At 58.9% G+C, this 12,321-nt stretch carries 11 protein-coding genes, 1 tRNA gene and 1 riboswitch; of the genes, 5 read left to right on the top strand and 7 right to left on the bottom strand.

From position 1 onward, the window contains the following. The first annotated feature begins 90 nt into the window (after nucleotides 1-90). From JAO82_RS09195 to JAO82_RS09180, 4 genes are all read left to right on the top strand, one after another. Nucleotides 91-167, top strand: a tRNA-Arg gene (locus tag JAO82_RS09195). 192 nt (nucleotides 168-359) lie between these two features. Then, a complete protein-coding gene (locus JAO82_RS09190) occupies nucleotides 360-839 on the top strand; it encodes a dihydrofolate reductase (protein WP_198686085.1) in 480 nt (159 codons plus the stop codon). Between the two features lie 332 nt (nucleotides 840-1,171). Beyond that, nucleotides 1,172-2,224, top strand: coding sequence for a YeeE/YedE family protein (locus tag JAO82_RS09185; protein ID WP_198686084.1), 1,053 nt, complete (start codon nucleotides 1,172-1,174; stop codon nucleotides 2,222-2,224). Nucleotides 2,225-2,491: 267 nt separating this feature from the next. Continuing rightward, a complete protein-coding gene (locus tag JAO82_RS09180) occupies nucleotides 2,492-3,511 on the top strand; it encodes a ribose-phosphate pyrophosphokinase (protein ID WP_198686083.1) in 1,020 nt (339 codons plus the stop codon). A 98-nt stretch (nucleotides 3,512-3,609) separates the two neighbouring features. On the opposite strand, the gene metK is transcribed toward JAO82_RS09180, so the two are convergent. The 7 genes from metK to miaB form a co-directional block, all read right to left on the bottom strand. After that, the gene (metK, locus tag JAO82_RS09175; RefSeq protein WP_198686082.1) at nucleotides 3,610-4,791 is read right to left on the bottom strand and encodes a methionine adenosyltransferase; all 1,182 of its coding nucleotides are present in this window, start codon (nucleotides 4,789-4,791) and stop codon (nucleotides 3,610-3,612) included. A 5-nt stretch (nucleotides 4,792-4,796) separates the two neighbouring features. Further along, nucleotides 4,797-4,845: riboswitch (SAM-SAH riboswitch) on the bottom strand. A 30-nt stretch (nucleotides 4,846-4,875) separates the two neighbouring features. Further along, complete coding sequence (gene lnt / locus JAO82_RS09170; RefSeq protein WP_198686081.1) at nucleotides 4,876-6,399, bottom strand: apolipoprotein N-acyltransferase; 1,524 nt, start codon at nucleotides 6,397-6,399, stop codon at nucleotides 4,876-4,878. Beyond that, a complete protein-coding gene (locus tag JAO82_RS09165) occupies nucleotides 6,399-7,286 on the bottom strand; it encodes a hemolysin family protein (RefSeq protein WP_198686160.1) in 888 nt (295 codons plus the stop codon). The genes lnt and JAO82_RS09165 overlap by 1 nt, the downstream gene beginning before the upstream one ends. A gap of 39 nt (nucleotides 7,287-7,325) precedes the next feature. After that, nucleotides 7,326-7,814 carry an rRNA maturation RNase YbeY gene (gene ybeY / locus JAO82_RS09160; protein WP_198686080.1) on the bottom strand — a complete coding sequence of 163 codons (489 nt, stop codon included), beginning with the start codon at nucleotides 7,812-7,814 and terminating at the stop codon, nucleotides 7,326-7,328. Between the two features lie 66 nt (nucleotides 7,815-7,880). Next, on the bottom strand, nucleotides 7,881-8,891 hold the full coding sequence (locus tag JAO82_RS09155) for a PhoH family protein (RefSeq protein ID WP_232897315.1): 1,011 nt from the start codon (nucleotides 8,889-8,891) through the stop codon (nucleotides 7,881-7,883). Nucleotides 8,892-9,037: 146 nt separating this feature from the next. Then, a complete protein-coding gene (locus JAO82_RS09150) occupies nucleotides 9,038-9,796 on the bottom strand; it encodes an outer membrane protein (protein WP_198686078.1) in 759 nt (252 codons plus the stop codon). Nucleotides 9,797-9,945: 149 nt separating this feature from the next. After that, entirely contained in the window at nucleotides 9,946-11,274 is a 1,329-nt protein-coding gene (gene miaB / locus JAO82_RS09145) for a tRNA (N6-isopentenyl adenosine(37)-C2)-methylthiotransferase MiaB (protein WP_198686077.1), read from the bottom strand. A 128-nt stretch (nucleotides 11,275-11,402) separates the two neighbouring features. Here miaB and JAO82_RS09140 point away from each other — a divergent pair, with 128 nt between their 5' ends. Further along, nucleotides 11,403-12,269 carry a glycosyltransferase family protein gene (locus JAO82_RS09140; protein ID WP_198686076.1) on the top strand — a complete coding sequence of 289 codons (867 nt, stop codon included), beginning with the start codon at nucleotides 11,403-11,405 and terminating at the stop codon, nucleotides 12,267-12,269. Nucleotides 12,270-12,321 lie beyond the last annotated feature (52 nt).

Genomic DNA, 12,321 nt, shown 5'->3' with positions numbered 1-12,321 from the left:
AAGTGAAGCTCAAGGGCGGATAAATCCGAGTGTTTTTTGCATTTTTTCCACCTTCCAACCCCTATACCATGGTGGTAGTAGAACGCGCACGGCCCGGTAGCTCAGCTGGATAGAGCAGGAGCCTTCTAAGCTCTTGGTCGGGGGTTCGAGTCCTCCCCGGGTCGCCATTTTCCGATCTGTTTTTAGTTATACCATCCCTTTCGCCGGATTTCGCCATACGTAAGATTGCAATTTTTGCCCCTGTCGACTTTGAGAATCAAACGTAACGTGCCATCACCTTTGACGTCCGTTATGACGATTTCGAGAACAACGGCTTTGATCCTGATCCAACAATCCCATCACCAGTAGCGGTCTGAATAATGATTACACTTATTGTCGCGCGCGCCAGAAACGGAGCCATCGGTCGCGATGGTGTCATGCCTTGGCATCTTCCCGAAGATCTGAAGTTTTTCCAGCGCGAAACATTGGGCGGAGCGGTCATAATGGGGCGGAATACGTGGCATAGCCTGCCGGTGCGGCCATTGGCCGGACGCTTCAATATCGTGGTTTCCTCCGATCCAGAGCTTGCCGAGGTCGTGGTTCCGTCGATCACGGCGGCTATTGAGCTTGCGCACGGCCAAGGCCACCGGCGTATTTACGGTATTGGCGGCGCGCGTATCTACAAAGAGATGCTGCCGCTGGCACACAGGCTGCTGATTTCCGAAGTGGACATCGAAATCGACGATGCCGACACATTTTTCCCTAAGGTCGATTTTACCGCGTGGGACGCGATCAGTGTGCAACCGCTCCGGAGCGACAAGCCGGCCTGCCGCTTGCATGAATACCTGAGGCGGACTTAGACGCCTATTTCTCCATATCCCGGCGCGTCAGTCGAAAGATCTGCTGGCCAAGTGACGTAAGGTTCTCAAGGTCATGCGACCCAATCGTCAACTGCGCAATCTTCATGGTATTCTGGACTGCCTCCACCTCCAGAGCGCCGGCAGATTCGGTGATAAATGGGATTGATTGGCGGGTTCACCGGCTTGGGCGCGAACATTCTCAGTTGTTACCGCACAGCGTTTCACATACGCGACAATTGGTTGTACTTGGTCTAGTGTCCCCTTGCGGAATCGGCGCGTGAATGGCGCTTATCACAAGTTCGGGTTAATCGGCACTAAGACAGAGAAGATCCATGATTGAAATATTGGGCGAGCCGCTGGTCGTAGCCCTTATAGGCCTCCTAAGTGGCGGGCTACTCGGCCTTGCAGCGCGCCTTGGAGGGTTCTGTACGCTAGGCGCCCTTGAAGACTACTTTTATTCCAGCAGCGATCTGCGCCTGCGCATGTGGGGGGTGGCTATTGGCGTCGCGATTTTGGGTACCTTCAGCCTGATCTGGGCCGGCTGGCTGGACGCGTCCGGACCCGCTTATCTGGCCCAAGGCTGGAACCCTTGGGCGGCAGTATTGGGTGGATTGGTCTTCGGTTATGGCACGGCGATCAGTGGCAATTGCGGCTTCGGTGCGCTGGCCCGGCTCGGCGGCGGCGATCTGCGCAGCTTTGTGATCGTTCTCGTGACCGGTATTGCAGCTTACGTGGCCCTCTCCGGCCCCCTTGCCGAGCTACGTGTCTGGATGTTTCCACTTAGCGACGGTGATGCCCTTCCGGGTCTGGCACACGCGCTCTCGCGCATGACCGGGCTGGCCCCGGCCCCGCTGGGCTTTGCCATCGGCCTGCTGGTGCTCACCTTGGTGGTGGCCCCCAGACATGTCCGGCGTTCCGGTTCGACATTATTCTGGGGGGCGGTCGTCGGCCTTGCGATCACCGCCGGCTGGGCCGGTACAGCGTGGGTGGCGCGCGAAGGTTGGGAGGCCGTACCAATAGTTTCGCATACCTTCTCGGCGCCGCTGGGCGACACAATCCTTTATGCGATGCTGGCGTCGGGACTGGCGCCAAGCTTTGGCGTCGGGTCGGTGTTGGGCGTGCTCGCAGGCGCGTTTGTCGGTTCGCTCATCAAGGGGCATTTCCGTTGGGAAGCCTGCGACGACCCGCGCGAATTGCGGCGTCAAATCGGCGGCGCAGTTCTCATGGGTTTCGGCGCGGTGGTGGCCGCCGGCTGCAGCGTGGGTCAAGGCCTGTCTGCCATGTCGCTGCTGGCTTTCAGCGCTCCGCTCACGCTGGTTTCGATTTTTGTCGGTGCCTATATCGGGTTGCGGCAGTTGATCGTAGGCTTCGCGTCTGCGGAGTAACCCGTCTCGTATGCCAAGGAGATTCTCATTGCCACTGTGGCCAATCTCAACGGCCCCTCTGAGACGACCCCAACGGCCATTCGGGACATAACGGAACAGCATATTCCAATGCCAACTGGCGAGCCCACAAGCTCAGCTTGTCCGGGACTCACGCCATATGTGCACTTTCCCTGAACCACGTTCTTTGCGCCGCCGTACGCTCGTGCTAAGCGGTGTCAATCTCGCGATTCCCTTAAGGATCGCCCAGCTACCCCGGGAACCTGACACATGCCTAATACCAACGAACCAAAACTCATCTCCGGGAACGCCAATCTGCCACTTGCGCAAGCCATAACAGAGCGCATGACCACCCATCGTGGTATTCACACCGGTCTGGTCGATGCACGAGTCGAGCGTTTCAACGATGGCGAAATCTTTGTCGAAGTGTACGAAAACGTGCGCGGCGAGGACATGTACATCATCCAGCCGACATCGAACCCGGCCAATGACAACCTCATGGAATTGCTGATCATGGCCGACGCGTTGCGCCGCTCTAGCGCCGCAAGAACCACCGCCGTGCTGCCCTATTTCGGCTATGCGCGCCAAGACCGGCGCACCAAGGCCCGCACGCCGATCTCGGCCAAACTGGTGGCGAATATGATCGTCGAGGCCGGAATCGAGCGGGTGCTGACCATGGACCTTCATGCGGCACAGATCCAAGGGTTTTTCGACATCCCGGTGGACAACCTCTATGCCTCGCCAATCTTCGCGCTCGACATCAAGACCCATTTCAAGGACCAGATGCAGGATCTGATGGTGGTGTCGCCGGATGTGGGCGGCGTGGCGCGCGCTCGCGAACTCGCCAAGCGCATCGCTTCGCCCCTTGCCATCGTGGACAAGCGTCGCGAAAAGGCAGGCGAGATCTCAGAGATGACCATCATCGGCAATGTCGAGGGCAAGACCTGCCTGATCGTCGACGATATGTGCGACACTGCAGGGACCCTGTGCAAAGCTGCTGAGGTTCTGTTGGCCAATGGCGCGAAAGAGGTCCACGCCTATATCACCCACGGCGTGATGAGCGGTCCAGCGGTGGAACGGGTAAGCAATTCAGTGATGAAATCATTGGTGCTAACCGACACGATCCAGCCAAGTCAGACTGTGCTGGACGCTCCTAACATCCGCATCGTACCGACTGCGCCGATCTTCACCCAGGCAATCCTCAACATCTGGAACGGCACCTCGGTGTCCTCGCTGTTCGAGGATGATACCCTCACCCCGATCTACGAATCGCTCTACTCGGCGACCTGAACCGCCTCTGTATCTTCTTGCCGAAAATATCCCGGGGAGTGTGAGGGGCGGTGCCCCTCACCCCCGGTAAATATGTGCGGCGCAGCCGCGCCGGTCGGTTAAACCGCCGCTTTTAATGCCTCTACCAGATCGGTGCGCTCCCAGCTGAATCCGCCATCGGCGTCCGGCTCGCGCCCGAAATGACCATAGGCGGCGGTCCGCTCGTAAATCGGGCGATTGAGTTCCAGATGCTCGCGGATGCCGCGCGGGGTCAGACACATGACCTTGCGAATCGCGGCCTCGATCGCCTCGGGCGCCACCTCGCCGGTGCCGTGAGTTTCCGCATAGATCGACAGCGGCTCGCTGATCCCGATGGCATAGCTCAACTGGATCGTGCACTTGTCTGCCATCCCTGCGGCCACCACGTTCTTGGCCAGATAGCGCGCGGCATAGGCCGCCGAACGGTCCACTTTGGTGGGGTCTTTTCCGGAAAATGCACCGCCGCCATGCGGCGCTGCGCCGCCATAGGTATCGACAATGATCTTGCGCCCGGTCAGCCCCGCGTCGCCATCCGGTCCGCCAATCACGAAGGCGCCGGTCGGGTTGACATGCCATACCGTGTCGCCGTTCAGCCAGCCCGCGGGCAAGGTTTCGGTGATATAAGGCTCGACAATCGCGCGCACGTCGCCGCTGCTCAGCGTCGGGTCCAGATGCTGCGTGCTCAACACAATCGAATCGATCCCGACCGGCTTGCCGTCGCGATAACGCACCGAAAGCTGGCTTTTGGCGTCTGGGCCCAAGGCCGGCTCGGTCCCATCCTTGCGCACCTCGGCCAGACGCCGCAGGATCGCATGGGCATAATGCAATGGCGCGGGCATCAACGCTTCGGTCTCACGCGTGGCGAAACCAAACATGATCCCCTGATCGCCAGCCCCTTCTTCCTTGTCCTCTGCCGCGTCCACGCCCATAGCGATATGGGCAGATTGTTCGTGCAGTAGGTTGGTTATCTCACAGGTGGCATGATGAAACTTGTCCTGCTCGTATCCAATATCCTTGATACAGGCGCGAACAATGTCTTCCATACCTTCCAGGTACTGATGCAGTTTGGTTTTGTCAGCCAACCCGATCTCGCCCCCGATGATCACGCGATTGGTGGTCGCAAAGGTTTCAGCGGCAACCCGCGCTTCGGGCTCTTCGCGCAGCATGGCATCAAGAATGGCGTCAGAAATACGATCGCAGACCTTATCGGGGTGCCCTTCAGAAACCGATTCCGAGGCGAAGACATAATTATCGCGTGACATGAGAGTGCTCCATTGGGTTTAGCCCGTCACGTCAGGAAGCCGTTGTGACGGGTTGTAAATGGTTACGCGTGCTCACCTTCGACGTCAATGCAGAACGACGCCCCCTTTGCGCAATTGCCGAAACCAGAGTGCCGCCAGCGCCAGCGACAACAGCGCCAATATTGGCATATCGCCAAGTCGAGCATAAAGCGTCGGCGCCAACGGCGCCGGCAATTTGGCGTCAAGATAGCCCGCCTGCCCTAGGGGAATACTTTCCGATACCCGCCCCAGCGGATCGATCATTGCGGAAATGCCGGTGTTGGCCGCGCGAATCATCGGCAGCCCTTGTTCGATCGCGCGCATCCGCGCTTGGACCAGATGTTGATAGGGGCCGCTGTTCTGGCCGAACCATGCATCATTGGTGATCTGGATCAGGAAATCGGCGCGCCCACCGGCACCGCCCACATCCTGCGGAAAGACCGCCTCGTAACAAATCAGCGGTACGCCCTGCCCCAACGCTCCAAACGGCATCTGAACCGGCCCCGGCCCGGCGCTGTACCCGGCGCCCTCTTGCGCAGCGAATCCATGCAGACCGAATTGTGCGGCCAGATCGCCAAAGGGGATATATTCGCCGAAGGGCACAAGATGGTGTTTATCGTAAACCCCGGCCACTGCGCCGGTCGCGTCCAGATAGACCATCGCGTTATAGTAGCGCGCACGCTCATCGCGCTGCACCCCCAGCACAACCGGTGCGCCCGCCGCCGCGGCGGCAATTTCCTCTAGTGCCGGGCCCGCATCATCCAGAAGCCACGGAATCGCGGTTTCGGGCCAGACAATCAGATCGGGGCGCGGCGCCGCGGCGGTGTAAGCAAGCTGGCGCTCATAAAATACAGGGATGCGCGTCGGATCCCATTTCTCGTTCTGCGGCGCATTGGGTTGGACCAGCCTAACGACGTGATCGGTCATCGTCACCGTCGGGGGCAGCGTTGTGACCGCCCCGACCGATAGGACAAGCGCTAGCACCGGCAGAGAATGGGGCATGTTCGCGCGTCTGTGTGGCGTTGCCAGCCCGCATAGGACCATTCCCGTCGGCAGCGTGGCGGCTAGTGTCAATAGGGTCAGACCGTGCGGCCCGAGCCATGCCAGCAATAGTGCCACATCGGTATCAACCCAAATCTGCGCCAGCGCGCCCCAAGGGAATCCGGTGAACAGATAGGCCCGCGCAAAACTGGCGAGCGCCCATAGCAACACCAGCGCCCAGATTCGGCCCGCGCTGGAACGTCCGATACGCGCCGCACCCCAAAAGGCCGCGCCCCAAAACAGCGCCATCCCGCCAGCCATGAACACCAGTGCAAAGGGGGCCATCCAGCCATGGCGCGCCGCATCGACCTGAAACGGCTCCATGATCCAGAACAGGCCATGCAGGAAATAGCCCAGCCCCAGCGCCCAGCCGACCGCGCCCTGCTGCCGCGCGCTCAGGCCGCCCGAGACCAGCGCGGGCAGTCCCAGCAGCACCGCCAGCGTGACGCCCCACCAGCCGACAGGCGCCAGCCCCAGCGCCGCAAGCGCCCCGGCCAGCACCGCCAACAACAGCCGTACAAGCAGCCGCCGCGACGGCATCGAGACCATCAGCGCGGTTCCGGCAGGCGCACGCGCATCCGTTTGATCCGGCGCGGGTCGGCGTCGATCACTTCGAACTCGGTACCGTCAGGATGCTGCACAACTTCGCCGCGTGTCGGGACGCGCCCCGACAACATGAATACCAGACCGCCCAATGTGTCGATCTCCTCCTCGTCGACGGTGTCGCTATCGGTCAGCGACAGGCCGATTTCGGCCTCGAACTCCTCCAGCGGGGTTTTCGCCTGGGCCACATAGCAGCCGGGCCGCTCCTTGATCCAAGTCTGGTCCTCGTCGGTGTCGTGCTCGTCCGCGATTTCGCCCACGACCTGTTCGATCAGATCCTCGATCGTTACCAAGCCATCGACGCCACCATATTCATCGATCACCAGAGCCATGTGCCGTCGTTCCGTCTGCATCTTGGTGAGCAACACGCCAATCGGCATCGAGGGCGGAACGAACAGAACCGGACGCACCATCGATCTGAGGTCGAACTCGGCGGTATTGCCATTAAACCCGTGGCTCAGCGCCAGATCCTTCAGGTGCACGAAGCCCAGCGGCGTATCAAGTGTACCGTCATAAACCGGTATCCGGCTCATGCCGCTATCGCGGAACAGTTTGACCAGTTCATCCTTGGTGATCGTCACCGCAGCGGCGACGATATCGGCAGTGGGGATCGCCACATCCTCGACCCGCATCCGGCGCAGGTTGATCATGCCGTGGGACGGGTTGTCCAGACGACCGCCGTTGACCGGGTCGCCGCTACCGTTCTCGGTTTGTGTGAAAGCCTCGAAAATCCGTCCCAATAAACCCGTTTTTTCCTCGGGCCTGTCGGTAATTTCGTCCTGTGGCTGCGCGCGTCGCGCCGCGCCAGAACTTCCGTCTATGTCGTCTTCCATCATTCCTGTCCAGAATCGAGCGTCATCGACGCCCCGTTATCACACATATGGGTCATCCAGACCCAATTTGCCAAGGATTTCCGTCTCGATCCGCTCCATAAGCACCGCATCGGCGTCGCGTTCATGGTCGAACCCCAGTAGGTGCAACACCCCATGCACAACCAGATGGGTCACATGCGCCTTCAGCGGCTTGCCCAGTTCCCGCGCTTCGCTTCGGCAGGTCTCATAGGCGATGGCAATATCGCCCAGTTCCGGGTCCGGCCCCCGGGGAGCGACGGGCATCGCGCCATCTGGTGCGGCCGCGAAGTTCTGCGATGGCCAAGATAACACATTCGTCGGCTCAGGTTTGCCGCGAAAATCACCGTTCAGTGCTGCGATACGTGCATCATTGCACCCCAGCAGCGCGATTTCCCACGCTTCCGGGTCCATGCCGAGGTGCATCAGTGTGGCGTCGGCGGCGGTTTCAGCCAGACGCGGCAGATCAAGCGCCTGCCAGCGCGTATCTTCGATTACAATCTCAACAGTCATGATAGCGATGTGACCGGGAAACACCCGCTACACAAGATAGCTGTGAGAGCGTCAAGAAGTCGCATCTTAATTATCGGCCTCATAGGCGTCGATGATCGCGGCGACCAGCGGATGGCGCACCACGTCGCGCGCGGTAAAATAGTTGAATCCGATCTGCGGGATATGTGTTAGCAGACGCTCGGCGTCGGCCAGTCCGGAACTCACGCCGCGCGGCAGATCGACCTGCGTGCGGTCACCTGTCACCACCATACGCGACCCCTCGCCCAGACGGGTCAGGAACATTTTCATCTGCATCGTCGTGGCGTTTTGCGCCTCATCCAACACCACAAAGGCATTGGACAGGGTGCGTCCGCGCATAAAGGCCAAAGGCGCAATTTCGATCCGCTGCTCCTCAATCAGTTTGGCGAGCTGTTTGCCCGGTAGAAAGTCGTTCAATGCGTCGTAAAGCGGCTGCATGTAGGGATCGACTTTATCCTTCATGTCGCCGGGCAGATAGCCAAGTTTCTCGCCCGCCTCGACCGCAGGGCGCGACAAGATGATCCGATCGACATGGCCGTCGATGAACATCGTTACGCCCACCGCCACCGCCAGATAGGTTTTGCCCGTGCCGGCTGGCCCAATCCCAAACGCCAGATCGTTGGCAAACAAAGATTTAACATAGGTACGCTGCGCCTCGGTCCGTGGCTCGACCAGCTTCTTGCGTGTTCGGATCTCAACCCTGTCACCTTTGAACATCTCAAGCTGGTTGGCTGGAATATACTTGGGCGGCTGTGGCTCATCATTGCCCATGCGCACTTCGCGGTCGATGTCACCGCTTTCGACATCGCGCCCAGCTTCAAGCCGCGCATAGAGCGCCTGCAACACGTCGGCAACCTGCTTTTGCTTCTCGGGCTCGCCTATGATCGACAACACGTTGCCCTTGTGCATGATCTGTACATCCAGCTTCTGTTCGATATCGGCCAGATTGCGGTCATATTCGCCGCACAGGTCGATCAACAGGCGGTTGTCGGGAAATTCGATCTGCACATCACGCGGTGCGTCCGGTTGTTGCGGTGGGGTCAGGGCACCAATGGCCAATCCGCTCTCCTGTTCTGATGGTATTAATTGACCGTGCCAATATGCTTGACGCAGCGCAAGACGCGACATGGGGATTCCCGGCCGGAAAAGCAAAAAATTCCCAACCGCCTCTGGTGGAAAACATTCGGAAGCAGAATGGCCACTGATCAGAAACGAAAATTCACGCCGAGTTGCAAGTTGTTATATTTCGGGGTCGCGGTTGTAAAGTCGCCACTGTCGTCGTCAAGTCGCCTGCGGTCGAACTCAAGGTATTCCCATTCGGCGTTGACCGACCAGCGCTCGTTCAGCATATGCTCAACGCCCAGACCGATCGAATACCCATCGGTATTGAACGAAGTATCCAGATCGATGGAATCGCCACCTGTTGTACCATTAACCGCGTAATCGAAATCGCCGCGTACATAGCCCAAGATACCGTAAAATAGCGTATTGCCAGACTTGTTGGTGAAACCGCTTTTCAGACGTAACCCCAGCACATGGTTCGTGTCCACAGAAGCGGAATATCCTCTGCTAAAGGAATCCTTCACATTGCCACGGTCATAGCCTAGTTCGGCGCCGTAGACGAAGGCCCGTTCTGCCATATTGTGCTGGCCACGCCATCCCAGCCGCAATCCGTAATTAAAACCGCTATATTCCAGCGTCCCTACCGAGCGTTCCACCAGAGTACCCGATGGATCTCTAAATCCGACTCGGTCCTCCCCCCCAAACGCATAACCGACCTTGCCGCCCAAATAGAACCCTTCCCAATTCGGATTTGCAGGGGCTGTCACGACAGGCTCAACAATCACCGGCTCGACATTGCCGGCTTGCGCGGTCCCGCCGAGGGTACAGGCAATTGCCATGACTGAACCGGCGGCTGTCAGACAGTTGCGGATTGCAGATGATGCGTAACGTGCGGGTTTCAAAAGGGTGCACCTCGGTGTCTGTGTCCGGTGTCACGGATCCAGAGTTTGATCGAGTCCTATCAAGCCAGTGGCAGGGCGCAAGGTCCAGTCCATATAGGTGTTTGCGTACCAACCTGCCTATTTTCAGCGCAGTTCGTTGCCGACAATCCTCACTTGCAGTCAACCAATTCGCCGTTTAGCGAATTTCGGCCAGACCCGGTAATACGCACCCGGCGCAGCCCACCAGCCTCTATATCGTTGTCAGTCACATGAACCGCGTGCAAGTAATCAGATTTGCCAACCATCTGGCCGGGTTCGCGGCCTGGTTTCTCAAATAACACTCCGACCTCGCGTCCGACCATCGACTCCTGCACCTGTCGCTGCTGCTGCGCCAGCAGCGCCTGCAGCCGCTGCAACCGCTCTGAGGCCTCGTCTGCGGGCACTTGCGGGCGTTCTGCCGCCGGCGTACCGGGCCGCGGAGAATAACAGAACGAATAGGCCTGCCCGTATTCAACTGCCGCGACCAAATCCATCGTGGCCTGAAAATCCGCTTCGGTCTCTTCGGGGAAACCGACGATAAAATCTCCCGAAATCAGGATATCAGGGCGTGCTTCTCGGATACGCTCGATCAGGCGCAGATAGCTTTCGGAGGTGTGGTTGCGATTCATGCGCTTCAAAATGCGATCACTGCCCGACTGCACCGGCAGATGCAGATAGGGCATCAGTTTCTCACAATCGCCATGCGCGGCGATCAAATCATCATCCATGTCATTGGGATGCGAGGTCATGAAGCGGATTCGCGCCAAGCCGTCGATCTCCGCCAGCGCGCGGATCAACCGGGCAAGGCCCCATTCGCCACCCTCCCCCACTCCGTGATAGGCGTTGACGTTTTGGCCCAGCAGGGTGATTTCCCGCACGCCCCGTTCGACCAGATCACGCGCCTCGTCGATGATGCGCGCAGCCGGGCGCGACACCTCGGCTCCGCGGGTATAGGGCACAACGCAGAAAGCGCAGAATTTATCGCACCCTTCCTGAACAGTTAGAAAGGCGGTCGGGCCGCGGGGTGCCTTCGGGCGGGCTTTCAACCGCTCGAACTTGTCCTCTTCGGGAAAGTCGGTATCCAGCGCCTTCTGTCCGCTCTGAGTCTTTGCTTCCAGCTCGGGCAATCGATGATAGCTTTGCGGCCCAACGACCAAATCAACCAGCGGCGCGCGATTGATGATCTCCTGCCCCTCGGCCTGCGCCACACAACCGGCGACGCCAATCTTCAGTTCGGGATTGGCCGACTTCAACCCTTTAAACCGGCCCAGTTCGGAATAGACTTTTTCGGCTGCCTTTTCACGGATGTGGCAGGTATTAAGCAGAATCATGTCCGCATCGTCGGGAGTGTCAGTCTGCACATAGCCCTGCCCGCCCAGCGTTTCGGCCATGCGTTCGCTGTCATAGACATTCATCTGGCAGCCATAGGTCTTGATGAACAGTTTTTTGGACGTGGTCATATTTAGGGGCTTCCGACTTGGGAGCGGCACGGCGGTCGGGACCGATCCGCGCCTGCTTGCTTTCCATATGCAGTTAACCGATTCTACCGCGGAGAACCAGAAGATCGCGATCCGACAGGGGCAAGGATATGAGATTTGACTCGATCGACAGCTTTCTGAAGACTGCAAAGCCGGTGCTGAACCAAGGTCCGGTTGCGATGGTTTTTGTCGAGGATGATACCGAAATCGGCTCGACCCTGCACCACCATCTGAAGTGCGGCTTCAAAGCCGTTCTCGCGCTGATGCCCGACGCATTTGAGTTGCCGGATGAGTTGCCAGATAACCTGTATCGGATCGGCTTTGATTGCAGCCCGCCCATGGCCGTGTGCAATGCGGTGAACCAGGTGATCCGCGCGGCACCGGGCACATGGCTTTACTACTGCTATAATGCAGAATATCTGTTCTTTCCCTTCTGCGAAACCCGCAGTGTCAACGAAATGCTGACCTTCCACGGCGAAGAGCGACGGGACGCAATGTTAACCTACGTGGTCGACCTTTACGCCGGCGATCTTGCGAAGTTCCCGAGCGCGGTATCGCTGGATGAAGCCTATCTTGACCGCTCGGGATATTATGCACAGGCGCGCAAGGACCCGACCACTGGCCAGGCCCGTGAAAGACAGCTTGATTTCTTCGGCGGATTGCGCTGGCGTTTCGAGGAGCATGTCCCCACAGAACGGCGTAAGATCGACCGGATCGCCCTATTCCGCGCTGCACCGGGCGCGGAACTGCTGCCCAATCACACGTTCGTAGCTCAAGAATACAACACCTACGCATGCCCTTGGCACAACAACCTGACAGCGGTGATCTGTTCATTTCGGGCAGCCAAGGCACTGAAACGCAATCCGGATTCAACATTATCCATCAACACACTGCGCTGGCACAACTCAATCCCGTTCGAATGGCATTCCGGCCAGTTACTCAATCTCGGCCTGATGGAAACAGGCCAGTGGTTCTGATGTGGGATAACAAGACGCAAATCTTTAGATCAGCATGACCGCGACGGGTGCG

The organism is Pontibaca salina, from assembly GCF_016307205.1.
Classification (GTDB): Bacteria; Pseudomonadota; Alphaproteobacteria; order Rhodobacterales; family Rhodobacteraceae; genus Pontibaca; species Pontibaca salina.
This window is presented reverse-complemented; position numbering and strand designations above follow the sequence as displayed.